Origin of the sequence: Vibrio sp. N418 (genome assembly GCF_000222565.1) — a bacterium.
GTDB lineage: Bacteria > Pseudomonadota > Gammaproteobacteria > Enterobacterales > Vibrionaceae > Vibrio > Vibrio scophthalmi.
In genome coordinates, this window is record NZ_AFWD01000006.1 from 63576 (window position 1) to 89655 (window position 26080).

The 26080-nt window shown below is 45.4% G+C and carries 26 protein-coding genes and 1 pseudogene; 12 read left to right on the forward strand and 15 right to left on the reverse strand.

Annotated features, from left to right (window positions below):
* Positions 1-59: 59 nt before the first annotated feature.
* The 6 genes from nrfF to nrfB are packed head-to-tail and all read right to left on the reverse strand — an operon-like array spanning position 60 to position 5223.
* A complete protein-coding gene (gene nrfF, locus RH86_RS01430) occupies positions 60-533 on the reverse strand; it encodes a heme lyase NrfEFG subunit NrfF (protein WP_038219059.1) in 474 nt (157 codons plus the stop codon).
* Positions 534-545: 12 nt separating this feature from the next.
* A complete protein-coding gene (locus RH86_RS01435) occupies positions 546-1070 on the reverse strand; it encodes a DsbE family thiol:disulfide interchange protein (protein ID WP_009384518.1) in 525 nt (174 codons plus the stop codon).
* Positions 1048-2967 carry a heme lyase CcmF/NrfE family subunit gene (locus RH86_RS01440; RefSeq protein ID WP_009384519.1) on the reverse strand — a complete coding sequence of 640 codons (1920 nt, stop codon included), beginning with the start codon at positions 2965-2967 and terminating at the stop codon, positions 1048-1050. The genes RH86_RS01435 and RH86_RS01440 overlap by 23 nt, the downstream gene beginning before the upstream one ends.
* Positions 2968-2970: 3 nt before the next feature.
* The gene (nrfD, locus tag RH86_RS01445; protein ID WP_009384520.1) at positions 2971-3942 is read right to left on the reverse strand and encodes a cytochrome c nitrite reductase subunit NrfD; all 972 of its coding nucleotides are present in this window, start codon (positions 3940-3942) and stop codon (positions 2971-2973) included.
* Positions 3939-4634, reverse strand: a complete 696-nt coding sequence (gene nrfC / locus RH86_RS01450) for a cytochrome c nitrite reductase Fe-S protein (protein WP_005598932.1) — start codon at positions 4632-4634, stop codon at positions 3939-3941. Before nrfC ends, nrfD begins: the two co-directional genes overlap by 4 nt.
* 1 nt (position 4635) lies before the next feature.
* Positions 4636-5223: a cytochrome c nitrite reductase pentaheme subunit gene (gene nrfB / locus RH86_RS01455; protein ID WP_009384521.1), complete on the reverse strand. Its 588-nt coding sequence runs from the start codon at positions 5221-5223 to the stop codon at positions 4636-4638.
* Between the two features lie 488 nt (positions 5224-5711).
* On the opposite strand from nrfB, the gene nrfA reads away from it, so the two are divergent.
* Positions 5712-7139 carry an ammonia-forming nitrite reductase cytochrome c552 subunit gene (nrfA, locus tag RH86_RS01460; protein ID WP_005598936.1) on the forward strand — a complete coding sequence of 476 codons (1428 nt, stop codon included), beginning with the start codon at positions 5712-5714 and terminating at the stop codon, positions 7137-7139.
* Between the two features lie 140 nt (positions 7140-7279).
* Here the strand turns inward: nrfA and RH86_RS01465 are convergent, their stop codons facing one another.
* Complete coding sequence (locus tag RH86_RS01465) at positions 7280-7819, reverse strand: nitrite reductase (protein ID WP_009384522.1); 540 nt, start codon at positions 7817-7819, stop codon at positions 7280-7282.
* Positions 7820-7909: 90 nt separating this feature from the next.
* On the opposite strand from RH86_RS01465, the pseudogene RH86_RS01470 reads away from it, so the two are divergent.
* Together RH86_RS01470 and RH86_RS01475 are read left to right on the forward strand one after the other, a co-directional pair.
* Positions 7910-8258 (forward strand): annotated as a pseudogene (locus RH86_RS01470) (DUF2956 domain-containing protein).
* Positions 8239-8598 carry a DUF4156 domain-containing protein gene (locus RH86_RS01475; RefSeq protein ID WP_038219062.1) on the forward strand — a complete coding sequence of 120 codons (360 nt, stop codon included), beginning with the start codon at positions 8239-8241 and terminating at the stop codon, positions 8596-8598. Before RH86_RS01470 ends, RH86_RS01475 begins: the two are co-directional and overlap by 20 nt.
* A 126-nt stretch (positions 8599-8724) precedes the next feature.
* Here RH86_RS01475 and RH86_RS01480 read toward each other — a convergent pair whose 3' ends face one another.
* A complete protein-coding gene (locus tag RH86_RS01480) occupies positions 8725-9012 on the reverse strand; it encodes a helix-turn-helix domain-containing protein (protein ID WP_005598943.1) in 288 nt (95 codons plus the stop codon).
* A gap of 199 nt (positions 9013-9211) precedes the next feature.
* Between RH86_RS01480 and RH86_RS01485 the strand changes: the two genes are divergently transcribed.
* Genes RH86_RS01485 through RH86_RS01500 form a run of 4 tightly spaced genes read left to right on the forward strand, consistent with a single transcriptional unit; the run spans position 9212 to position 11591 of the window.
* A complete protein-coding gene (locus tag RH86_RS01485; protein WP_009384525.1) occupies positions 9212-9559 on the forward strand; it encodes an ArsC family reductase in 348 nt (115 codons plus the stop codon).
* 27 nt (positions 9560-9586) lie between these two features.
* Complete coding sequence (gene dapE / locus RH86_RS01490) at positions 9587-10720, forward strand: succinyl-diaminopimelate desuccinylase (RefSeq protein ID WP_005598948.1); 1134 nt, start codon at positions 9587-9589, stop codon at positions 10718-10720.
* Positions 10721-10722: 2 nt separating this feature from the next.
* Entirely contained in the window at positions 10723-11403 is a 681-nt protein-coding gene (locus RH86_RS01495) for a M15 family metallopeptidase (protein WP_038219064.1), read from the forward strand.
* Positions 11403-11591, forward strand: a complete 189-nt coding sequence (locus tag RH86_RS01500; RefSeq protein WP_009384527.1) for a DUF2897 family protein — start codon at positions 11403-11405, stop codon at positions 11589-11591. The genes RH86_RS01495 and RH86_RS01500 overlap by 1 nt, the downstream gene beginning before the upstream one ends.
* Positions 11592-11679: 88 nt before the next feature.
* Here RH86_RS01500 and RH86_RS01505 read toward each other — a convergent pair whose 3' ends face one another.
* The gene (locus tag RH86_RS01505; protein ID WP_009384528.1) at positions 11680-12456 is read right to left on the reverse strand and encodes a Zn-ribbon-containing protein; all 777 of its coding nucleotides are present in this window, start codon (positions 12454-12456) and stop codon (positions 11680-11682) included.
* Positions 12457-12458: 2 nt separating this feature from the next.
* Entirely contained in the window at positions 12459-13004 is a 546-nt protein-coding gene (syd, locus tag RH86_RS01510) for a SecY-interacting protein (RefSeq protein ID WP_009384529.1), read from the reverse strand.
* Positions 13005-13081: 77 nt separating this feature from the next.
* Between syd and queF the strand changes: the two genes are divergently transcribed.
* From queF to xni, 5 genes are all read left to right on the forward strand, one after another.
* A complete protein-coding gene (gene queF, locus RH86_RS01515) occupies positions 13082-13927 on the forward strand; it encodes an NADPH-dependent 7-cyano-7-deazaguanine reductase QueF (RefSeq protein ID WP_009384530.1) in 846 nt (281 codons plus the stop codon).
* 14 nt (positions 13928-13941) lie between these two features.
* Complete coding sequence (locus RH86_RS01520) at positions 13942-16209, forward strand: tetratricopeptide repeat protein (RefSeq protein WP_009384531.1); 2268 nt, start codon at positions 13942-13944, stop codon at positions 16207-16209.
* 116 nt (positions 16210-16325) lie between these two features.
* Complete coding sequence (locus tag RH86_RS01525) at positions 16326-17891, forward strand: diguanylate cyclase (protein ID WP_009384532.1); 1566 nt, start codon at positions 16326-16328, stop codon at positions 17889-17891.
* A gap of 281 nt (positions 17892-18172) precedes the next feature.
* Entirely contained in the window at positions 18173-19540 is a 1368-nt protein-coding gene (ppnN, locus tag RH86_RS01530) for a nucleotide 5'-monophosphate nucleosidase PpnN (RefSeq protein ID WP_009384533.1), read from the forward strand.
* Positions 19541-19634: 94 nt separating this feature from the next.
* The gene (xni, locus tag RH86_RS01535) at positions 19635-20414 is read left to right on the forward strand and encodes a flap endonuclease Xni (protein ID WP_005598964.1); all 780 of its coding nucleotides are present in this window, start codon (positions 19635-19637) and stop codon (positions 20412-20414) included.
* A 146-nt stretch (positions 20415-20560) separates the two neighbouring features.
* Here the strand turns inward: xni and rlmM are convergent, their stop codons facing one another.
* The 5 genes from rlmM to thiI all read right to left on the reverse strand — a co-directional run bounded on the left by rlmM (position 20561) and on the right by thiI (position 25993).
* On the reverse strand, positions 20561-21652 hold the full coding sequence (gene rlmM, locus RH86_RS01540) for a 23S rRNA (cytidine(2498)-2'-O)-methyltransferase RlmM (RefSeq protein WP_009384534.1): 1092 nt from the start codon (positions 21650-21652) through the stop codon (positions 20561-20563).
* Positions 21653-22048 carry a DUF423 domain-containing protein gene (locus RH86_RS01545; protein WP_005598968.1) on the reverse strand — a complete coding sequence of 132 codons (396 nt, stop codon included), beginning with the start codon at positions 22046-22048 and terminating at the stop codon, positions 21653-21655.
* A gap of 1 nt (position 22049) precedes the next feature.
* Complete coding sequence (locus RH86_RS01550; protein ID WP_009384536.1) at positions 22050-22682, reverse strand: alpha/beta fold hydrolase; 633 nt, start codon at positions 22680-22682, stop codon at positions 22050-22052.
* Positions 22672-23586 (reverse strand): transcriptional regulator GcvA, encoded by a 915-nt coding sequence (locus RH86_RS01555; RefSeq protein ID WP_005598972.1) that lies wholly within the window; start codon positions 23584-23586, stop codon positions 22672-22674. Before RH86_RS01555 ends, RH86_RS01550 begins: the two co-directional genes overlap by 11 nt.
* 958 nt (positions 23587-24544) lie before the next feature.
* The gene (gene thiI, locus RH86_RS01560) at positions 24545-25993 is read right to left on the reverse strand and encodes a tRNA uracil 4-sulfurtransferase ThiI (protein WP_009384538.1); all 1449 of its coding nucleotides are present in this window, start codon (positions 25991-25993) and stop codon (positions 24545-24547) included.
* Between the last annotated feature and the right edge of the window lie 87 nt (positions 25994-26080).

Genomic DNA, 26080 nt, shown 5'->3' on the forward strand with positions numbered 1-26080 from the left:
TACCGCTGCTGAACGAGTTAGATAAAATGAAGAGAGGGGTAATACCATAGGGCGGCTATTTATCGACGTTGTGCACCTGAATCATCAGAGGAAACCTCAGCCGAAGCATAGCGCCCTTTTCGAATCCGCGTTGCACTATGCCACAAAAACAGCAACAGCATAAATACCGGAAGCCCCCACAATAACGCATTCGCCCAGACAAATGGCGGCTTATACAACACAAAATCACCATATCTTGCGGTCATAAAATCGATCACTTGCTGTTCACTCTGACCTTGATTGATTTTTTCAAACACCAACAAGCGTAGATCCAGTGCTATCGGTGAATTAGATTCCACCAAGTTTTGATTTTGGCATTGTGGGCAACGCAATGATTTCGCCAACTCAATTGCCTGACGCTGCTTTTCCGGCGAGGTAAATTGGAATAATTCAACGCGGGTAATTTGCGATTGTGCCGATGGGATAAACAACTCAGAAGAGTCAGCCCAAACAAGGTTCACCATCAACATTGATAACCATACTATCGTCCTCATCCCCCCTCCTTGTCAGTCAAAGTAATCAGCAAAAGCACTCTGCCATACTTGCTGATCAAGCACGCCAGTGTGTTTATATAAAATGGCGCCATGCCGATCCACCAAATAGGTTTCCGGTGTGCCTATTACTCCTAAATCAATCGCAAGGTTGCCGTTAGGATCATAGATCACCGTTTGGTATGGGTCACCCAATGAGTCGAGGTAACGCTGAGCTTGCGTCTGACTATCACGATAATTCAACCCAATCAGGGGAATATCTTTTACCGCGAGTTGGTTTAAGAACTGGTGCTCGACACGACAAACACCACACCATGAAGCCCACACATTCACCAACTGGTAGTCAGATTGAAACAAAGTTTGAGGTGTAATTTGTTTTGTTGCTGCCAACGTGGTGACTGCCTGAGTTGGAAACATCGCCACAGCCGATTTTCCCTGCGACGGCGAGTGAGGCGCGCGAATACCCAACAATAAAAAAAGAAGAAAAATCAAAAGCCCTGCGAGTAGCATAATGACTTTAGGCTTGTGCGATAATGCCATACGCACTCCGAGCTTTATAACGAGCGACAACTCGTGCTGATAAAGGAATTAAAGCCCCAAAAGCCGCCAGCAGTGCACCGAACCAAATCCAATTAACATATGCTTTGAATTGAATCTTAACCGCGTAGGCTTGTGCACTCACTTTTGGGCCGAGCGTAAGATAGTAATCACCATTCCAAACACTCTTGATTGATGGCTCACTCATGTTCATCACTCGTACAGGATAATGGCGACGTTCAGGCTTAACGATAAAGTGGTCGTTACCGCGACGAAATTCAATAATGCCTTGCTGTGCAGTGTAATTTGCTCCGATATACCAATGACTCTCTAGATACTCAACCTGCCAGTCACCCACTTCGATCACCGTCCCGGCTGACATTTTCTGATTCAGTTCATAAGAGTGTTCAGCATTCATTACCGCGCCAATCGAGCCTATCGCAAAGCCGACATGAGCAAGTAACATAAAGGTCACTTTTCGCTGCATCATAGCGAAATAGCTGTGCGTCACGATCACCCAACACGCGCCAGCCCAAACCAGTAATGTCGCAAAGGAAAATGCCTCAACTTGCAGTACGTAAAGGCTTGCACCCGCCGCTAAGCTGATGCTAGCAAGGGAAATGATCTGAGTTGGTGTTAGATGACTGCCGTGATGCCATTTCAGAAGTGGAACCGCCCCCATGACCAATAATGCGATCAAGCTTAATGGGTAAAACAGGGTGTTAAAATAAGGTGCCCCAACTGAAATCTGCCCCAAGCCGATCATCTCATACAACATCGGATAAAAGGTACCAAGTAACACCGTGAGCGTAGCCACTAAAAACAAGCCCAGTGAGAGTAGAATCAAATAGCCTCGACCGAACAACGATTGAATCGGCGCGCTTTGAATCATGTCACTCCTCAGCATCAATAACACAAAGCCCACCAGCAAGGTCACTGCTAAAATCAACAGAAGCGCAATACCTTTACTCGGATCGACGGCGAATGCATGTACGGAGGTCAAAATACCTGAGCGCACAATAAAAGTGCCAAGAATGCTCAAATTAAAGGTAACCAGTGCCAGAATAACCACCCAGATCATCAATTGTTGCTGGCGCCTTGCCGCAAGCATGACATGCAACAATGCACTACCAGTAAGCCAAGGGAGAAGTGAAGCATTTTCCACCGGGTCCCAAAACCACCAGCCACCCCAACCGAGTTCGTTATACGCCCACCAAGCCCCCACAACGATACCAATGGTGAGAAAGAACCACGCAAGAATCGCCCAAGGCAAACAGAGTTTTATCCAAGCGGGATTATAAGGTCTTTGAAGTAACGCCGCGAAAGCAAAAGCAAATACAGTAGAAAAACCAATGTAACCTAAATAGAGCAGCGGTGGATGAAAGATCAGCCCAATATCTTGCAACATAGGGTTAAGATCGCGCCCCTGTTCGACCAGAACGGAAGCATAAACAAATGGATTGGAGGCCAATAAGGTAAACCAGGCAAAGGCAGCCACAAACAGCTGCATCACCCAGCAGACATCCTCAATATAACCGGTTAAAGCAGACTCTTTACTCGTACTTAGGCGTGAAATTAATGCCGAACAGAGTGATAAAGTAAAGACCCAAAACAGCATCGAACCTTGATGGCCCCCCCAAACTGCGGCCACCTTAAAATAGACAGGTAAAGCCGAATTGGAATGAGAAGCCACGTAATCATATTGAAATTGGTCTTGAACAAACAGTAGCGCCAACATCAATAAACTTAACGTTGCGACCACGCCATTAAGACCGACAATAAACGATAAAGAAGTAGGTACTCGCTTTAGTTGCCACTTTTGCCATGCATAGCAAACCGTACTCATTAAGCTCGAGACTGCCAGCCAAATTAAAGCAAAATGCCCTACCTCTCCAATCATCGATTACACCACCGTCATTTGACCAGCATAAAGGATAAAGGTACGTAGCATCAGTACCCCAACTAAACTCAGCATGGTGACAACAAAGATATAACCACATTGATGCTGAATACGTTTCGACATCACGCTATTCAGTGTTAATGGCAGTAACATCCCCATCAAGACCACACCAAACCAGAACCAGTTTGACCAGAAACCACCACCGATGGCATTCCAAGCAGACACTTCGTTTTGCCCGCCGCTGAAAATCAAACCGGTAAAGAAAGTGACCAAAATAAACAGCTCGAACATCACAATCGGTTTTTCAATGTAGTGCACCCAAGCCACACTTGGGCTGCTCACAGGCTCTTTAAACAGCAAGATACCAAACATCAAACACGCTGCGACTCCCGATGACAGACTTGAGAACAAAAACAGCAAAGGTAAAACAGGGTTATTGAGCATTGGATAGGTTTTCAATGCCGATAGTAAAAAGCCAGTATAAGCGGCTAGCACAATCGCTAGAAAACCAAGGAACAGCTCAATACCATTGCTCCATCGGCCACTTTTCAGCAACAGGCCATCGGCAAAATTGAGCAGTTTATCGGGCAGTTTTCCATCAAACCAATTCATGATTGGCGTTCTAAACAGCATACCTATCCAGATAAACAGAACCACCATATAGACTTGGAATAAAATCACCCCCATCGACATCACTGAATTAGGGTTGAAGAAGATCATGATCTTCCAAAACGAAAGCGGCTTCGTCAGGTGGAAAATAAGTATGGTTAAACCAGAGATGATGCCAAACGGCGCCAGCCACGCCATGGCTTTGATAATGCCATTATTAGCAGGGTCGCCCTCAATAACATGGCGCTTAAGATAAAGCGCAATCATCACAGCACCCGCAGACATACCAGCCAAGAAGAGATACACCGCAATAATCCAGTCCCAAACCAACGAATCAAATTGGAACGCACTGTCGAATCCTATCATGATGAGATCTCCCCTTTTTGATGAGGCACTTTATACAATTTAGGCTTGGTGCCTAAATGGGCCTTATCGCGATAAACCACCTTATTGTCGATAATATTATTGACGTCACTATTCGGATCATTGAGATCACCAAAAGTGAGCGCCTGAGTGGGACAAGACTCAACACAGGCTGGTTGCTTGCCCTGTGCCAAATTAGTATCTCGGCAGAAATTACATTTATCCGCCGCGTGATCTTCCGGATTAAAAAAGCGCACTTGGTAAGGACAAGCGGCTAAACAATAACCACAGCCGACACACTTCTCTTTATGTACATCAACAATACCGGTCTCTTCATCCTTATAAGCAGCGCCCGTAGGGCAAACGTAAACACACGGTGGATTTTCACAATGTTGGCAAGATTTTCGGGTAAAACGGTAATCAACATCAGGAAATTCACCTTGCGGCTCACTACGCAAGATCTCAAGGCGAGAAACGCCAGCTGGCACTTTATTCACCTCGCGGCACGCATCCATACAAGCGGTACAGCCAATGCAAGCAGTTTCGTCATGCACCATGCCATAGCGCTTAGGGGGCTTCTGTTCATCACTGCTTGCCTGAGCATTTTGTAGAGCCGCCACACCCAACCCGCCAGTGGTAAAGATCACCGCGCCAGCACCGGCACTCGTTAAGAAGTTTCGTCGAGAACATTTCATGCTACTTCTCCTTATTCAATTGAGTGAAATCCGCGTGGCAATCAACACAGAGCTTAACGCGCTGCTTATGCTCAAACTCCAACACTTTGGCTTTGGTCGCATGAACATCGTGGCAATTTGAACAGGTTAAGTTTTTGGCGTGTACATCATGCGTCCAACTTGATTCACGTAAATCACCAGGTTGGTGGCAGTCAACACATTGGCTATTGGCTTTAAGAATCGTGTCGGGATCAAGAAACACTTTATCACTGCCCGCTTGCGATTGTGCACTCGAGTATTTAATGACTTTAGGTGCGCCTTCACGGTGATCTGGGCCAATACTGCTATGGCAATCAACGCAATTGACATCTCGTCCGAGCGCTTGATGCGCCGTTTCACCATGCGAACCAGATAAGGTTTGTTTGGAATCCTTATGACATTGAATACATTTGTAGTCTTTATCACGGATCAGAGTGACTTCATGTCGTGCAGAGGAGGTTGGAGACTCAACCGCTATTGTGTCGGCAACGGCATGAAGAGAATAACCATAGAGGCATAATGAGAGGAATAACTTCAGCATTATGACTATGGCCAACTTTATATTGCCCATATTATCCTTTCCTTGTTCTCATTCTATTCCACAGTTCTAAAGACAACTGACATAGAAATGAGTAAAAATTAAAATCCTTTGATACACACTTTGTATCAAATGAAATCAATTCCTATTTTGGATAAAGCCACAACGCTTCTATGGATATACTACCCCTGCTGACTTTATCCCGCACCTAACAAGCTTAAAAACTCGATACTGATCACCCTTTACCAGTCACAACGCTCACGCTAACCCACTGAATAAAAACAATTAATGCAATTGAAACTCATTACCAAACAAATAAGAGCAACTACCCCTTTAGTGGTATAAATGGCCATTTTTGAACTCGGTCACCTACTTAAATTGATCTCAAACAATGAACAATAAATGACCAACACATAAATATTTACAATTCTTTAAACTCACTCTTAGCAACTCCAATTCTTAGTTTGGAATATAGCCAGATCACAACGCTGCTAATAAAAACAGAATATGGAGATAGCACTGTGAATAAATTGCAATGGATAAAACGTTCCGCTGCAGCAATAGTGATAGTGGCAAGTTCAATCATGACGGCTACTAGCGTTGCTGCGTCTGAAGACAAAGCGTTAATCGATCCTCGTAACGACGCTTACGAGCAACAACACCCCGACCAATATCATTCATGGCGAGCAACATCAGAAAGTGATGGCATTGATGATGCTTTGGCGGACGACCCTAACATGGTTATTTTGTGGGCCGGTTATGGCTTTGCCAAAGACTACAACAAAGCCCGCGGCCACTTTTACGCCCTCGATGATGTACGTCAAACTCTGCGCACCGGTGGACCAACCGATGAAAACTCAGGGCCAATGCCAATGGCTTGTTGGAGTTGTAAAAGCCCGGATGTGGGGCGCGTAATCGACGAGCAAGGTGAAGACGGCTACTTCTCTGGTAAGTGGGCGCGCGGAGGCGAGCAAATCGTCAACCCAATTGGCTGTGCTGACTGTCACGATACCCGCAGTGAAGGCTTCAAAAATGGTGAACCCGCCCTTGCACTTGCCAAACCTTATGTAGAACGCGCATTTACAGCGATCGACAAACCATTCGACCAGCAGTCTCGACTTGATCAGCAAGCCTCTGTGTGTGGCCAATGTCATGTGGAATATTACTTCACCGGCCCAACCAAAGCGGTCAAATTCCCTTGGGATAAAGGCACCACTGTTGGCGCAATGGAAGAGTACTACGATGAAATCGGCTTCAAGGATTGGACGCACAAAGTATCAAAAGCACCAATGCTAAAAGCGCAGCACCCGGGTTATGAAACATGGCGAGATGGGATTCACGGCAAAAACAAAGTGGCTTGTGTCGATTGTCATATGCCAAAGGTCACCAAAGAAGATGGCACTGTTTATACCGATCATAAAGTCGGTAATCCATTTGACCGCTTCGAAGACACCTGTGCCAACTGCCATACTCAATCAAAAGATCAAATGCTGGAGATTGTAAACACTCGTAAAGCACAAGTCCTCAATATGAAGTTGACCGCTGAAAAACAAATTGTTGCCGCACACTTTGAAGCGGGCGCAGCATGGGAAGCAGGCGCGACCGACGCCGAAATGGCCGAGATCCTCCAAGACATTCGCCATGCTCAGTGGCGCTGGGATTACGCTATTGCTTCTCACGGGGTGCACATGCACGCACCGGAAGTCGCGCTAGAAGTACTCGGCACTGCGGTAGATAAAGCCGCTGATGCACGTACCAAGTTGGTTCGTTTGCTGGCGAAAAAAGGCATCACCGATCCAATTGAAATGCCTGACATTTCAACCAAAGCCAAAGCACAACAGGCCCTTGGTATGGATATGGACAAGATGAACAGCGAGAAGAAGCACTTCTTAGACACCGTGGTTCCACAATGGGAAGAAAAGGCAGAAAAACGCGAAGCGCAATATTAATGCCTGATTAAACAATCCCTCTAAACACAAAGCCGGCACTGATTGCCGGCTTTTTTGTCTCGCTTGTTTTAATCACTTGCTCTCATTGCGAATTGCTCACTAGAGGTAATAATCGTCAGGGTAAGTCAACGGAAATAGGTTTACTGCCCCGCTTGCATTTGCTTGGCTTGATTGAGCAGTTGAATGATCGTGATGCGATCCACATCTGGATGCTGCGAGTCTAAAATCTGTGTCCACAGCTCTATGGCGGGCTGATAGCGAAAACTAATGAAGTGATCACTCGCGAGCAAAGTCAATGCAGTTAAATTATCCGCCTCTAATGCCAATGACTGGTTAAGTAACCCTTTCACTTCAGCACTCATTTGCTGCTTATTTTGATAGTACAGGGCGCTCGCCTTAGCCGATAATTGGCTGGCGCTAGGTGTATCACTAAGCCGCATCGCATAGTCAAAGCAAGTGAGCGCAGCAGTAAACTCTTGTTGATTTAAGTAACCGTGACCTAGCTGAAACCATAAATCGGCTTGATTAGGGTCAGCCTTTAACTGGGTTTGCAAATCGCTCATTTGTTGTTGATGGCTAAACGCACTTTGCTCTAACAACGCATTAGGCGGAGGCGAACCTCTCAGCCAAACAAACAGAGGCACCGAAACCAGAATACTGGCGAGAATCATTTTCTTCATCAAATGTGCCTCTTGCTAGATTGTGCGATTAATTACAGATTATATCGTGCTAGGATGAGCTTATCTTTGATCCAGTAGTAAATACCTCAGATGAAAAACAAAATTATCCCATCGCAACAAACACAACAAGAAGCCACCAGCATCGCCAAGGCGACGCAAAAACAAGGGCAAGTTAAAAGAACAGACCAAACTGATCACGCAAGGGATTGAGAAAGGCATCGCACAATATAAAAAACAGCAAAAAGAAAAAGCACGCCAAGCAGACAAAGCGAAGAAAAAAATTCAGCGAAGTAAACGCATTGACAACGAAAAGAGTGATGAGACTCAACAGCCTGAAACAACATCAACTTCAACAAACACAAAAAGATCTATACTGCCTTGGATGCTACTTGCCGTCAGCTGGATAGGATTTTTTGTTTATGTTTCACAGGCTATGTAAATCGGTTGTCGTTGCACTATTCTCAATCAGCATATTGGGTTGCACGACACCCACAACGATAATGGACAAGCATGCCGAAACGGTTCATTTAAGAATGGACAGTGGTTTTAATGCGGATGATTGTTTGTGGTTAGGGGAAGTTACGGGCAGTGAAGGTCACTGGTACTCTTACTTATTCTTTGCCAATGATGTGCTGATTCAGGGCGCGTTGCACGACATAAAAAACCGCGCCAATCAACTTGGCGCGGACACGGTGTACATGATCACCCCACAAGATTTTGCAACCTCGTTCACCGTCGTTGGCAATGCATATCAATGTCATGAGATCATAACGAAATAGAAACGACGGCCAGAATACGGGAGTTATTCATTTACTTGTGATTTCAGCTCAAACTCTATGTTTCAAAAATCTCTATTGCAAAAACATAAGTTCCAAACTCGATGCTGTAAAACGCTATTGCAAAGATTAAGCTCGGAAACCTAAACTCGCGGCAATATCCGGTTCACGGTCTGTCACCCACTGACTATCAAAAGGGCCCCAATCCGATAGCTGATAATAGCCATCATTATGACGTCGACCATCTTGAACAAAAGCAAGTTCAATACCGATACCCGGTAAAGCTTTAATTACATCTTGAATTGTGCGACGTGGCCAGCCAGTCTGCTCAATTAGTTTAGGAACATTTGGTCTCTCTAGACTTTCAACTAGCAGAGCTAAATACAAACGCCTTGCAAACACAGGACTCAGTTCCATTGATACCTCCTATAAACTTCAAAGGACATTATTTCCTTTTATCCAATCCGTTTGTTGCGTTTGATCAATAACTCGCCATTCCCCTACCCCTTTAGGGGGTATTTTTTACTCATCAAAATATATCCGTCACACTTTTGTCTCATTACCAACTTCCTGATAGGATTCATAAATAACAATAAATGCCTCTTAGGAGAGAAAAATGAAAGTCATCATGTATGGTATTCCAAACTGCGATACGATAAAAAAAGCGAAGAAATGGCTCAGCGAGCAAAACGTGGAATTTGACTTTCACGATTACCGTAAGCAAGGTGTTGATTCCGAAATGATTACTCAGTTTTGCCAAGCACTCGGTTGGGAAAATGTCGTCAATAAGCGTGGCACCACTTTTCGTCAGCTAAGCCAGGAACAAAAAGACGGCTTAAACGAGCAAAGCGCAATTTCACTGTTGGTTGAGCAGCCAGCAATGATCAAGCGACCAATTTTACTGGTTGATGGGCAATATCACCTTGGTTTTAAAGCCGATCAATACGCAGCAGTTTTTGCATAGCAATATTTTATTAAAAGGATTTCAAGGATGAGCGATAGCCCTGTATTGGCTCTGGCAAAAGATTTAATTGGCCGACAATCAGTAACCCCTGAAGATGCGGGTTGCCAACAAGTGATGATAGATCGTCTCAAATCACTCGGATTTGAGATTGAAGTGATGGTGTTTGAAGACACCACCAACTTCTGGGCTCGCCGTGGTGCGGAAGCGCCCCTATTTGCGTTTGCCGGTCATACTGATGTTGTGCCTGCTGGCCCAGTAGAACAATGGCGTACCCCGCCCTTTGAGCCAACAGTGATTGACGGCTACTTACATGGCCGCGGCGCAGCAGACATGAAAGGCTCACTCGCCTGTATGGTTGTGGCTGTCGAACGTTTCATCGAAGAGAATCCCGCCCATACAGGTTCGATTGCCTTTTTGATCACTTCCGATGAAGAAGGCCCGTTTATTAATGGCACAACTCGCGTCGTTGATACCTTAATGGCGCGCGATGAAATCATCGATATGTGTATTGTTGGCGAGCCATCAAGTACGCATGCCGTCGGTGATGTGGTTAAAAATGGCCGTCGCGGTTCAATTACCGGTGATCTAAGAGTGAAGGGTACCCAAGGCCATGTCGCCTATCCTCACCTAGCCAACAACCCGATTCATCAAGCACTGCCGGCCTTAGCTGAACTTGCTGCAACGCAATGGGATAATGGCAATGACTACTTCCCACCCACCAGCTTCCAGATCCCGAATCTAGCCGCAGGCACTGGTGCCTCAAATGTTATTCCTGGCGAGTTCGACGTGCAATTCAACTTCCGTTTTAGTACCGAGCTAACGGATAGTGAAATCAAACGCCGTGTACACTCAACCCTCGATGCGCATGGTTTAGACTACGATCTAAAGTGGACGCTAAGCGGCCAACCATTTTTAACCGATACAGGGACATTACTCAGTGCGGTAGTGAAAGGCGTTGCCGACGTAAACCATAAAGAGCCACAGTTACTGACCACCGGTGGCACCTCTGATGGGCGCTTTATTGCACAAATGGGGACACAAGTAGTTGAGCTTGGTCCTGTGAATGCCACCATTCACAAAGTGAATGAGTGTGTCAGTATTGCCGACCTAGAAAAACTGACCGATATGTATCAAAAAGTACTGGAGAATATCCTCGCGTGATCATGACGCCTGAGCAGCTCACAGGCCAAAGCCAAAGCCACCTCTCTGAGGTGGTGATTGGTCAGAAAGCCTTCTTAGTTCATCTTGAGGTTGGCAATGATTTGCTACGCCTCAAGCAAGCGGCGACTCAGGCGGGGTTTAATCTCAATATCGCCAGTGGCTTTCGCGACTTTGAACGACAGAAAACCATTTGGAACAATAAGATTTTAGGTCACAGCGCTATTCTCGATAGTGATAGCCAACCCATTGATAGCACAACACTGAGCGAGTTAGAGAAAGTGATGGCAATTTTACGCTGGTCAGCACTGCCCGGCGGCAGTCGTCATCATTGGGGGTGTGAATTTGATCTGTTTGACCGTGATTTGTTACCACAAGGCGTGCAGTTAAAGCTGGAGCCATGGGAGTATTTACAAGGTCATCAAACGCCATTTTATCAATGGTTAAAAGACAATCTCGCTCAATTTGGTTTTTTCTTTCCCTATGCCGACGATCTTGGTGGCGTGGCCCCAGAGCCTTGGCATATTAGCCACAAGCACACCGCGCACGATTGTTTAGCGCAATTCTCTCCAGCGATACTTGAGCAACAATTGCGTCTTGATCCCATCTTGGCGATGGAAGAGGTGTTAAGCCAGCTTGATTACATCTACACTCAGTTTATTACCAATATTTGTGGAGAAGTATGATGGATTTACTAACTAATCCGTGGGTCATCATTACCATCGTTTTATGCGTCATCATTGGTAATATCGCCGCCTTAAAATATACCGCCAATATGAAGATGGGGCAGATGAAAAAGCGCGACCCTACCGATCACAAAACGTCGTCACATCAAGAAGAACCGCCAGAAAGCAAAAACCCACCTAAAGACTAATAAACCAACTATGGGCTCGTCCGGCGGGTCTTTTATTTCATCTAAACGATAACTTGCTTATCGTTGCTCACTTGCAATTTAATATGCGCTACTTAATGTGATCCCACGAGATATTAGAGACGATTCGGCAATCATCGCACTTGAAGTAGAAAATATCGTGTAACGGCGCGTCCAACAGCCACTCCCCACCACATTTCGGGCACTTGCGGCTCTTTTCTTCCGCTAAGCTCGCACCACCAACGCGGTATTGATAGTAATACGTCGGAATGGTGGTCAAAAACTCAATCCGACCACGCAAATCCCAACCACGGCGGAATAATACGCTGTCGGTGTCGCAAATTTCATGCAGCGCGGCATGTTCAGCGCGGCAACCGCCCGCCATTTGCAATTCATCACACGCTTGCCACTCTGTTTGCCATTTCACTACCGCTTTATGATCGCCATTCAAAGTTGGTCCATTACGGTACAGAGGGATTGGCAACAAGGTTTCACCGCTGCGCAGTGGTGAGCACGTATGAACGTAAGTGGTGTAGAGCACTTGCCAACTTGGCGTCTCTTCTTCTGCTGCTTCTTCTGAATTTAAGTCACGCCCCAGCATACGCATTTTGGGTGCCAGTAAGCTCGCCTCCGCTAAACGGTTCATGCACACTTTAACAAAGTCAGAATGGTTATTAGGATGTAAGCTCTGTTTTTCAGGACAGACAACACGCACATAAAACTCGCCATCCCCCATCACAATCGGGAATTCGCGACCAAGCACTTGGCCGTTGTAACGTAACGCATCCATCAAACCATTGATGGCTTTGTCTACGGCACTAATGGTGGTGTTATCAAAACACTCAAATTGAAGTTCAACAACGTACATGGTTACACCGCAGGCTCTAAGTGATTTAAGAATTCAGCCACATTCTCGGCCAAAACATCACGCTTATCGGTGCCTAGGCGCTCAAGCACGACATTGCCGGTGAGGTTACAAATGGAGATCACATCAAGCTCCGCGTCTGTCGCCGCAATAAATACCGTTGGCTTAAGTTTTAAACGACGTTGCGTCACCAAGTGGCCAAGAATGTTCTCTTGTAGGCGAACAAAATCTTCATCATTCCAAACTTGCAACAGTGACAAACCATTACCATTCCAGCTTGCATCCATGTCGGCACTGTATTGGCTGCCATAAAAATGTTTAATATCGTCATGCAATGTCAATTCAATGCCTTGTTCCACATTAGTGAAATCAGCAAACTCATCGCGAGAAAACGCTTGCCACTCAACGCTATCTGCGCGTTTTTGTTCAACACAAGGGGAAACGAGGTCGGCCAATTCTTCACTGATTGGCAATGAGCCGTGTTGCTCTTGGAAGGCTGAGCGGTATTTTTCACTGAATGTGCGTAAGGCATGCAAAACGTTGTCAGCCATTCGGTTCTCCAATTTAATGACACTGGGTGCGAGATTGCGTAAAATTCCCGTAATTCTAATCCAAATCGATCCAAAGTATGAGTAAATATTCCAACGCTAAAGAGCTCGCCGGGTTAACACTAGGCCAAAAGACTGAGTACGCAAGTCTCTACAACCCATCGCTACTTCAGCCTGTACCACGTAGCCTAAACCGTGATGATCTTGAACTGGGTGACACGCTCCCTTTTCATGGTTGCGACATTTGGACCTTGTATGAACTCTCTTGGTTGAACGACAAAGGATTACCTCAAGTTGCGGTGGGTGATGTGAGCATTCCCGCCACTAGCGCAAACTTGATCGAATCAAAGTCCTTTAAACTTTACCTTAATAGCTTGAACCAAACGCGCTTTACTTGCTGGGATGATGTCGAAGCAACATTGATCAAAGATCTCTCTCACTGCGCTGGTGAAACCGTCAGCGTAACACTGCGCTCAGTCGAAGATTACACCGACACGGTTATCGTCACGATGGCAGGTGAGTGCATTGATCATCAAGATATAGAAATCACGCATTATGAGTTTGACGCAAGCTTACTTGAGGGTGCTGCGGAACAAGAGATTGTCACCGAATCACTGCATAGCCATTTATTGAAATCAAATTGCCTAATTACCAACCAACCGGACTGGGGCAGTGTCGAAATTCAATATCACGGTCAAAAAATTAACCGTGAAGCTCTGTTACGATACATCGTTTCGTTTCGTGAACATAACGAGTTTCACGAGCAGTGTGTTGAACGCATCTTTACTGACATCATGACCTATTGTCAGCCAGAAAAGTTGACTGTTTACGCGCGTTACACTCGTCGAGGTGGTTTAGATATCAACCCTTACCGTTCGACAGAGCAAGCACAGCCTAACCATAATCAGCGTATGGCTCGTCAATAAGGATAGTTTTTAGGATGCATACTTTGCGCTGGGAGCGTTGGCTCTGCTTATTGCTTTTATTATTGTCACCGGTGAGCTTTGCGACACCGGTGTACACTTCGCCGATATTAAATGAAGCCAATAGCCTGATTGATATTGTTCCAAAGCAAGCTCGGCAACTCGCATTGGACTTTCTCACCCAGCGCACACTGACTAATAACGCGGAAAAAAGCCCTTCCGCTATTTCACGTGATGAAGCCGATAACCGCGTCCGCAGCCCAGGGGCTTCCATCGACGCCCTAAAAATTTTAGCTGACGCCGAATTCAATCTTGGCAACCCAAAACTGGCATTGGCTCATCTCGATGAAGCTAAAGCGTTAGCCAAACTCTATCACCTGCCCTATCTTGGCCTTGATGTCGAACTGCAACAGATCCGTTTAGCTTGGTTGTATTCCGGTGATGGCATTAAAGCGCGTGAACAACTGCATCAAGTCAGCGACGTATATAAATCGATCAAAAGCCCGGAGCAATTAGCAAAAGGGCTGAAATATCAGCACGTCATGCTCAAGGCAGAGATCGCCTCTAAAGAAGGGGAAGTCGAGTTAGCGAATCAACTTTTTGCTCAGCTTACACCGTATGTTAATCAGATCAAATCGACCTACACGCTGATAAACTACCACATTACCGTCGGCGAGCACTACCTTGCCCACAAGCAATACAATAAAGCGCTATCAGAGTTTTTAATTGCCTACTGGAAAGCGATTGAAGAAGATTCAAGCGCACAACTGGGCAAAGTAAACTATCGCTTAGGTGCACTGTTTTATGACCGCCGTGTACTGGATAAAGCCATTGTCCATCTATCCCAAGCCGCCGATTTTTACGATAACTACCAAAACTCGCCGGTACTGCCATCAGTATTGAAAATGATGGGTGACATCTATTACCAGCAAGGTAAGTACAATCTCGCACTGGTCCAGCTCTTCAATGCGATGGATCATGAACGTACGCAGAACAACGTTATCAATGAGATCGATATTCGTATTTCATTAGCCGCGACCTACCTAAAGCTGGTTAACTTTACCCTAGCAGAACAATATCTAGAGCGTGCTGAAGAACTGTTAGTAGACACAGATGCGCCTAAACTGCAGGCTTACGCTTACTTACTAAAATCGGGCTTAGCCTCGCACCAAGGACTAGGTCAACAAACCATCGACAATGCCAAAAAAGCGTTAGAAATTGGTACTCAGCTCAATAATGTTGCACTACAGAAAAACGCCTACAGCTTGATTTATCATGGCTACGAGCTCAACAAACAATATCAAACGGCGTTGAAATACTTCAAACAGTACAGTAAGTTTGCCACTATTGAACAAAGAGAGCTCGACATCATCAGTGAGGATGCTTTCCGTCAGCAAAAGGATTTTGTTGAACGTTCGATTCACATGAGTGGTCAACAGCAAGAGCTCGATCACGCTGAAACTGAGTATCGAAAATTCCAGAAAATCGCTTTTGGGTTGTTTATTATCAGCTCAATTCTATTTACCTTCCTTTTGCGTCGCGGGCATATCCTCAAACTGCAAAAAGCGGAGATCGACAAGTTAAATCAAAACCTATTCACCCACTCTCGCTCAGGGTTACGCAACTTACGTATGCTAAATGCCAAGTTAGCCGCTTCTTTGGAAGCCAGCAGCGGTCAATTTGAAAAATGGCATATCGGCGAACTGATCCACGAGCCACTTAATGACCGTCTACGTTTTGTGATGATCGACGTTCCCTTTCTACGTAATCTACACATGCAACACGGCTACAGTGAAGGCTTAAAATTGGAAAAAGAGTTTGGCCGTTACCTGCGTAAAGAGATCACGTCTCCAGCGCGCATCTACCATTTTTCAGATGCTAATTTGCTTTATATCGAGCCCAACACTAATCGCAATAGTGACCCAACAGAATTAGTTGAAAAGATTCAACAATGGGTCGACCAGTTCCAACCTGAGCGCTCCCTTAACCGAGTTGTACGTGTCGGGATGGTAGATTACCCATTTCTTCCTCGTGCCTATACCGCACTTAACGATAAAGAGTTGTTGGACATCCTGTTAATGGCAACAGGAGTTGCGCGCACGATCAGTATGCAAGAACAGACGAGCCAATGGGTTTATTTGAAAGCGATTGAAAATGCCCCTGCAGCCAGTCTAGCAACCGGTAACGTACGCAAAGCCTGTAAGCACGCAATTAACCAAGGGCTAATAAAGGTACACTCTTCTTACAATAATGAGGAGAGCCTCAAAAAAAATATTAAAAGATGAGTAAAACCGTGCCGTTCCGCGGTGACAAGCCGTGACGAACGAAATTAATTTGTTATTATCAATAAATTAATTAATAAGATCTTTTTAGATCACGTAATCATAAAGTTTAGATCTACATGGGTGCACTCGAACAAGATATTCAGTCGCAGTTACACAATCTGAAGTCTCAATTGGAACAAGTTCGATTGACACAAAGAGATAGCTCGTTCAAGTTTAAACGAGAGCAGCAGGTTTTACAGCGTGTCGTCACCTCTTTGAGTGACGCCTGTTGCACCAACGATCCACGATTACTCACGAGCTTGCTCGAGCTAAAAGTGGCGATTGAAAAACAGAAAGATATTAGCTCGCTAATTCCTAAATTGGTGATATTAGAACGTTTAATAAAACAACACACAGTGGTTATGGATAAACAGAAAAAACAGCTTGATTCACAAGTGAAACATGCTGGTGAAACCCTATTACGGGTCGCTGGTATCCCATCGAAAATCAAACGAGATCTGCGTGATTTATTGAGCTTCTGTGCCAGTAACCCAACCTCTCGTTCAGAGCAAGCAATCAAGTTGCTTACTATCTATGAACGCTCGCTCAAAATCCTCACCACGAACCCTGATAGTAGTGCCTCTTTACCGAGTAGCGATGGCGAAAAAGAGTTACTCAACAAACTCAACGAAGAGCTACAAAATCTGATTACGGAACTAGATTTTACTGGGGAGTCAGGTGAGTTACTGAATGATATTCGTGCCAAATTACTACTGGGCGTCAACACTCAGGTACTACTTGAAGAAACCTTACACATACTAAAGTTGGTCATTCAAGGCACCGACTTTGAACGTAAAACCTCGCAGCAGTTTCTCAATCAAGTTAACGAATCCATCTCCAGTTCTTTAAAAAGCTCCGCGCAAATTACCGACCAAAGCATCAGTTATTTTGATCAGCGTGTTGAGCATGGTAAAGAATTGCAATCCTTGATTACAAACAGCTACTCGGTTTTACAAGGGGCTCAATCACTTGAGGCCGCGCAGCAAAATTTATCCCCATTGTTGGATCAACTATCTTCACTTTCTGAGCGTTTGAAGCATGCTGAAAGCCGCGAAAAAGCACTGCTTGAGCGTATGAAGTTTGGTCATGGTCAATTGGAGTCGTTATCAGAAACCGCCCAAGACCACCGTCGTCGCTTGGAAGATCAAGCGGAACGTATCCAACAAGACCCACTGACTCGCGTGCTGAACCGCTCTGCGTTCAATGAGAAAATGGAAATTGAATATCGTCGCTGGATCCGCAATCAACATAATCTGCGTTTAGTGCACTTCGATATTGATGGCTTCAAATCAGTTAACGACAGTTTTGGTTATACCGCCGGTGATAAAGCACTGAAGATCATTGCCCGCTGTATCAAAGCCGAGTTAACCGATGCCGATATTATCGCGCGCTATTCTGGTGAAGAGTTCTTGGTGATCATGCCAGAACGTGCCGATCCTGAGAGTCTCGAGCTGGTCAAAGCCATTCAAGCTCAAGTGGCGCGTTTGCCTTTCAAATTCCGCGAACAAAGCTTAAGCATTACGCTTACAGCCGTCAGTACCGTTTTTAAAGAATCCGACACACCGGAAGAAGTTCTGGAACGACTGCGAGTACAGTTGCAAGAAAGCAAAAAGGTGGGCACTAATCAATTGGTGTGGAAATAACCGCGACAAATAAAACCGTTAATCAATAAAGCCGCTTTGAGTTATCACCAAGCGGCTTTTTTATTTCTCACACTCTCTCCCAAGTCAATTATCGTACGCTAAGCGTGATAGATGTATTGATATCAATTGGTTAGTCTTTATTCTTACGCTAACAGTGCTAAGCTCAAAAATACGGTCATGTTATCGAGTCTCTGCATACACCACCGTATTTTGCCACTCAGGCTTGCTAAGGACTCGCTCGCCACAAAGCAGCGATCGATCATTATTTCAAGGAGGTCACTATGATCACCCACATCAGCCCAGCGGGTAGTATGGATTTACTTTCTCAACTTGAAGTTGAGCGCCTTAAAAAAACGGCATCCAGTGATCTTTACCAACTCTATCGCAACTGTACGCTAGCCGTGCTTAACTCAGGCAGCCACACCGACAACTCAAAAGAGCTGCTCGAAAAGCACAAATCGTTTGATGTTAACGTGATGCGTCGTGAGCGTGGCATCAAGCTCGAATTAACCAATCCACCTGAGCATGCTTTCGTCGATGGACAAATTATCAAAGGCATCCAAGAACACCTGTTCTCGGTGCTACGTGACATTGTCTACGTCAACATGCATTTGGCTGACAACCAACGCTTAAACTTAACCAATGCCACCCATATCACCAACTTGGTGTTTGGTATTTTACGTAATGCAGGCACCCTGACCCCAGGCCTTGAGCCAAATATGGTGGTGTGCTGGGGCGGCCACTCCATTAACCCTACCGAATATCAGTACACCCGTGAAGTGGGTAACGAAATGGGGTTGCGTGAACTGAATATCTGTACCGGTTGTGGACCGGGTGCGATGGAAGGGCCGATGAAAGGCGCCGCGATTGGTCATGCCAAACAACGTTATACCTCGCAACGCTATCTTGGTTTAACAGAACCTTCAATTATTGCTGCAGAGCCGCCAAACCCAATCGTGAATGAATTGGTGATCATGCCCGATATTGAAAAACGCCTTGAAGCGTTTGTACGTATGGCACATGGTATTGTGATCTTCCCTGGCGGCCCAGGCACAGCAGAAGAACTGTTGTATATCTTGGGTATCATGATGCACCCAGAGAACGCAGAACAACCGCTGCCAATCGTACTCACTGGCCCTAAAGAGAGCGAAGCTTACTTCCGCTCAATCGACCAATTTATTGGTGACACTTTAGGTAAAGCGGCGCAAAAACATTACCAAATCGTAATTGATGATCCGGCTAAAGTGGCCAAAATCATGAAGCAAAGTATGGATCAAGTCCGTCAACATCGTAAAGATACCGGCGATGCTTATAGCTTTAACTGGTCACTAAAAATTGAACCGGAATTCCAGTTACCGTTCGATCCGACCCATGAAAACATGGCCAGTCTTGATTTACATCTCAATCAACGCCCAGAAAACTTGGCTGCGGCACTGCGCCAAGCCTTCTCTGGTATTGTTGCAGGTAACGTAAAAGCAGAAGGTATCCGTGAAATAGAACGTCACGGGCCATTCATCTTAGACGGCGATAGAGAACTGATGAAGAAAATGGACTTATTACTAAAAGACTTCGTCACCCAGCACCGCATGAAACTCCCTGGCAATACCGCTTACGAGCCATGCTATCGAATCTCAACCGATTCAAAATAGTCATTGATACATTGGGATATCGCCGTCTCTGACTGGCTTTATCCCCCACTTCATTTACAATAAGGGCCTTGAGGCCCTTACTTTTTAAACGCTTATGTCTATTCATCTTGTCATTATCGATGCTCTAAACCTGATTCGCCGCGTACACTCTGTACAGCCCGATCCTACCGACATTGCAAGAACGATAGAAACCACAGGGCGAACCCTCACCCGTATTATCAATGAAGCGCAACCGACACACATCGTCGCGGTGTTCGATCATCACCTGCAAGAACGCGGTTGGCGCGCGGAAATTCTGCCCGAATACAAACAAAACCGTAAACCCATGCCAGAGCCGTTACTCAAAGGGCTTGACGCGATTCAAGACGCATGGTGGAAAATGGGCATTGATTCGCTACTCTCTGATGGTGATGAAGCTGACGATTTGGTGGCAACCTTGGCGATTAAGGTCGCAAGCCACAACGAGAAAGTCACCATCATATCCACCGATAAAGGCTACTGTCAGTTGCTTTCCCCAACGCTGCAAATTCGTGACTACTTCCAGCATCGCTGGTTAGATGCACCTTTTATAGAAAAAGAGTTTGGCGTGAAGCCAAGTCAATTGGCCGATTATTGGGGATTAACTGGCGTCAGTTCTAGCCAAGTTCCAGGGATCCCTGGTATCGGACCAAAAGCAGCCAAAGAGATCTTAACGCAATTTGAGACCATTGAGCAGGCTTATAGCGCTGACGAACTGGTGAAAAAGTACCGTAAAAAGTTTGATGAACATATCGAAATGGCGCGAACTTGCCGCCAAGTTGCGCAGTTAAAAACCGATATTGAGTTAGGTTTTAACCTGCAAGACTTACGCTACGAAGGACCGAATCAAGCATAACTTGATGTTACTGTGATTGTTGCTCTGATTGCTGCAGGCCGCCGACAACACGAACGCAAAACCCAGCAGAAAAACAAAAAAAGCTCCCATTGGGAGCTTTTTAATTGACCATACATACTCAACGCATAGTTGAGATAGCGCTTGGTTTAGTAAGGCGAGATGTTCGACAAGCTCTGTACATGAACAGTGATTTCTTCACGATCATGGTAAAGATGTTTCGCTTGCAGCTTAAACTTCACGTCGTTTTTAATTAGGAATACTTTAAGGTTTTCGATATCTTGCAGTACTTCGTCGTAACGACCTTTCATTGGCAGTTTAAGGTTAAAAATCGCCTCTTTTGCCCAGCCACTAATGATCCATTCACCCATCAATTGCGCCACGCGTGATGGTTTTTCAATCATGTCACATACCAGCCAAGTCACGTTCTTACGTGGTGGCTCAAACTTAAAGCCATCTTCTTGGTGATGTTTCACTTGACCAGTATCCATCAGGCTTTGCGCCATCAGACCGTTGTCCACTGAGTGAACGAACATTGAACGTTTCACAAGTTGGTAAGTCCAACCGCCTGGGCATGCACCCAGATCGACACCCCACATACCAGAAGCCAAACGCTCATCCCACTCTTCGCGAGGAATAAATACGTGAAACGCTTCTTCCAGTTTCAACGTTGAGCGACTCGGCGCATCTGCTGGGAATTTCAGACGAGGAATGCCCATGAAGAACTGTGAGTTATTAATCGGCAGTGAGTAACCAATATAGCAATGACCCGGCTCAACGAAACAGATATGCAATACCGGTTTCTTCGGGTTATCTTTATTAAACAAAATACCTTTACCACGCAATGCTTGGCGCATTGGCACGGTAAACTTACGGCAGAACTTGAGCAGCTCTTTCGCTTCATTAGTATCCGGTGTTTCAATGCGTAGATCACCACACATTGGCATGCCATCCGCTTCGCTCAGTTCGTGCAGAATTGGCGAAATACGGTCTTCACGTGGCAAGTCGGTCAGTTCAACAGCAACGGCAAACATTTGGCGAGCAAAGATCAGCGATTTGAAATCTAACGACTTCACTAGCTTAGCTGCATCACCTTGTTGGTAACACTCAAACAACACGAATCCAGAGTTTTTTTGAACGCGCGGAAAACCGAACACTTCCAGCGAACTCGCTCGATCTTGAATTTCACCCGCACACTCTTTCTCAAAGCCAGGACGGCAATAGAGCATTAGTTGTTTCACTTACTCACCTCTGTTGTTCTGTAGTGCTGCATAGACGAACAAAGCCCAACCTAACATAAAGGTCATGCCACCTAGCGGAGTAATTGGTCCAAACCATTTAATTCCACTTAGCGCTAAGGCATAAAGGCTGCCGCTAAAACAAAAGATGCCGATAATAAAGCAAATCGCGGCGATGAAAAAATACTTTTGAGCTTTTGCACTGACTTTGTTCGTCATTAGGATGCCACAAGCAATGATCGCCAATGCATGGATAAATTGATATTGGACACCAATGTTAAAGACTTCAAGTAGATAGGGCGACAACATTGCTTTTAAGCCGTGCGAAGCAAATGCCCCTAACGCAACACCAATGCCTGCTAATAGTCCCCCTGCCGCCAGCACATTATTCGCTTTCATACTACTCCTCAGCCGTATCGTAGAGTTCAAAAATATACTGACTCAATCTTTCAACCGCTAAATCAATATTCCCCTGCTCAGTAAACCCCGATCGTTTACGCGGCTTGAAGCCATGATCACCATCAGGAATAAAGCTACTGCGTACACTCGGGGCTAAATCAAACTGTTCAAGCTCATCACGAGTTCCAAAAGTGTCACGTTCACCTTGGAGAATAAGACAAGGCTTGTTCAACGTCGCTAAGTGTTCACCTTTAAATTTTTCGGGTTTACCAGGAGGGTGGAAAGGGAAGCCTAAACAAGCAATACCCGCAACCAAAGGATGCTCGCTCAATAAGCTAGCCATGCGCCCGCCCATCGACTTACCGCCAATCACTACCGGTTTATCGGTGTATTGTGCGATGATCTGCTCAAACGTTTCGAGTAATTTAGGCGCGCGATCGGGTGGGCGTTTGGTACCGAATTCAGCGCGTTGCACCATATAAGGAAAATTAAAGCGTACTACGCGAATGCCTTTCTCAACCAGCCCCGTGGCGACTTGTTGCATGAAGGCGTGATCCATTCCCGCTCCGGCGCCATGGGCAAAAATGAACAGCGGCGCATTCTCAGCGCCATCAATAATTACCTTATTCGTCATCTTCCAATAATTCCTCTTGCTCGCTGTGTGCTTTCGCTAGCATCCAATCGCGGAAGGTCGCAATTCGGCCCATATCAGCCTGTTTCTCATTGCAGACCACATAAAATGCATTTTTTGACACCAATACTTCATCAAACGGTGCAATCAAACGACCCGCTTCTAATTCGGGCTGCGCTAATACGTTATTGCCTAACGCAACACCTTGGCCATGCGCCGCCGCCTGTAGCACCATGGTTGAGTGGCTAAAAATTGGTCCATGATTTAAATTCACGCCCTCAACACCATGAAATTTAGCAAAATGCTTCCAATCTTTACGTGACGTATCGTGCAATAAGGTATGGTTTTTCAGATCACCTAATTCTTCTAATGGCTTAGCGCCTAATAATAGTGACGGCGAACACAGTGGGATAAGAAACTCTTGGTAAAGTTTATCGGCACGTAATCCCGGCCAATTACCTCGTCCATAATAAATCGCCACATCCACATCATCAGTTAATGAACCTTCATCCATATCAACGGCTTTAATGCGTACATCAATATCTGGTTCTTGCTGATTAAAATCCGCTAAGCGAGGAACCAACCATTGAATCGCAAAACTCGGCGGCAAACTAATGGTTAGTGCGCCTTTTTCACTGCGCTCAAGCACTTTATCTGTCGCTTCAGCTAATGAAGTAAAAATGTCTTTGATGTCGAGAAAGTAACTTTGCCCTTCCTCGGTCAACAACAATGAACGGTTACGACGGCGGAATAACTTCAAGCTAAGAAACTCTTCTAACGCCTTGATTTGATGGCTAACTGCTGCCTGCGTCACAAATAATTCCTCTGCCGCACGAGTAAAACTCAAGTGGCGAGCCGCGGCTTCAAATACCTTCAACGAGTTCAAAGGGGGTAATCTTCTGGACATAGGCGCCTTCAATAAATTGGATTAGTTTTTTTAATCTGAAACATTATAAAATGTCCATTGCCTGACGACCAGAGAAATTCTATATTTCGTCTCGCAATACAAGCCTGAACGGCTTGGTTTCTTTGAAATCAATTGGCTTTGTTGTTGCGATGTTGTGTTTGCAAACTCGTATTTCGAGTTAGGTAGAATTTCTACCATGGTTTTGTCTCATCAATCCCAGAGACGAAACGTATACTTCCTGTATTTTTTTGACCTGTCTGTCAAATTTTTTAGCACCGCCTATAGGCGGTGTTTTTTTATGCCTAAAATTCGCTCTCGGCTCTCTTTTCTCGCTTCTATACTCTCATTCAGCATAAAGATTCCCTGCTCCTTCCTTAGTCAGTCTAGGGAATGACGACATTCGTATATTATTGGCTAACAACCAAACAAAAAACCACCTCATCATTCCCTACAACGAGGCACGAGCGTGATAGGAAATCTCGCTTTTCTTTTCTCTTTTCTCGTCTCTCGCATCTTGATTTCTGACTACGCCCTTCGGGCTATCGGGAATGACAGAGATGAACACAACAAGTAATTGGCCTAACAAAACCCTGCCTCGTCATTCCCTACAGCGAGGCACGAGCGTGATAGGGAATCTCGCTTTTCTTTTTTCTTTTCTCATCTCTCGCATCTTGATTTCTGACTGCGCCCTTCGGGCTATCGGGAATGACAGAGATGAACACAACAAGTAATTGGCCTAACAAAACTCTGCCTCGTCATTCCCTACAGCGAGGCACGAGCGTGATAGGGAATCTCGCTTTTCTTTTCTCGTCTCTCGCCTCTTGCTTTCTCACCTCTCGCTTTGCTCTCTTCTCTATTCCCACAAAAAAAAAGCGCAAACCGAATCAACGATTTGCGCCTTTATTCTCAGTCATCGATGCGCTAACCATGCATCAACACTAACGTCGTTAGCCTCTGGCTATGGACGGTAAACTTTCACGTTAGCAAAGCCTTGCTCTTGCAAGTAAAGCGCTTGCAGGCGGCTCATTACACCGCGCTCACAGTAAAGAAGGTAGGTCTTGCTCTGGTCAAGATCACCAAACTGAGTGCCTAGCTTGTAGAACGGTAGGTGTTTTACTTCAACACCATCAATCTCAAGTGGGTTCTCGTCTTCTTCATCTGGGCTACGAATATCAAGCACAACAGCATTCTCTTCAACCGCTTGAACTTGCTCAACTTCAGGAACCGCTTCTTCCGTCTGTTTCGCAATTTCACGGATATCCATGCTGCGCGCTTCAAGAACAACACGCTCTAGGATATCAAAGTCAAATTTCGCTTCTTCAGCTTCTAGCTTCGATTTCACCGCTTTCACTGTTGGCTTTTTAGAAATAACACCACAGTATTCAGGCATCGTTTTCGCAAAATCTTCGGTACCAATATCGCGCGCAACGTTGATGATGTCTTCTTTATCCCAGTTGATAAGAGGACGTAGAATCAAGGTATCTGTCACGTTATCAATATGACGGAGGTTGGTTAGCGTTTGGCTTGATACTTGGCCTAGAGCTTCACCTGTCACAAGCGCTTGAATATCATACTTCTCAGCAATCATACCTGCCGCACGCATAAACATGCGCTTCAGGATAACGCCCATTTGGCCGTCATCGACTTTTTCAAGGATTTCAGCAACAACAGGATCAAAGTCCACTGAGATGAAACGCACTTTGGCTGATGAGCCATATTTGTTCCATAGGTAATGCGCGACTTGTTTAACACCAATCTCGTGTGCAGGGCCACCAAGATTGAAGAAACAGTAATGCACTTTTGAACCACGTTTAATGTGCAGGTAGCTCGATACGCCTGAGTCGAAACCACCTGAAATCAAGCTCAATAGATCTTCTTGTGTCCCTAGAGGGAAACCACCTAGGCCTTTATGACGCGCAAGGATCTGGTTCAGTTTATCGTGATCTACTTCTACTTTAATCGTCACATCTGGCGATTTCAGTTTCACTTTTGCGGTTGCAACGGCTTGGTTTAGACCGCCACCAACATAACGCTCTAGTTCGATAGAGGTAAAGTCATGTTGACCACGACGTTTAGCACGTACCACAAACGTTTTGTTTTCTACCAATGGGCCGCTTAGTTCTAGCACTTGCTCATAGATATTGTGTAAATCGGTAAATTCTGACTGCTTCACTTCCAGTACATGATGAATGCCTGGTGTGTGTGTCAGGATTTCTAGTACTTCTTTGTAGTACTGATCGCTCTCTGACGTGACTTCAATGTGGTCGCGACGGTTAAATACCGCAACAGCCGAAGTACGGTTTCTGATAATGTTGCGAATGTTCCCTTCAAGAATCTTTGTGAAGCGTTTTCGCACCGATTCACTTTTTACAAAAATTTCTGGATGAGGTTTTACAATAAATTTCATACTTCACTTCACTGGTTAACAGTTGTTCGCAATCATCATCAATATACCGGCCGTTTATTCACGAGCATCACAGTATAGAGATCCTAA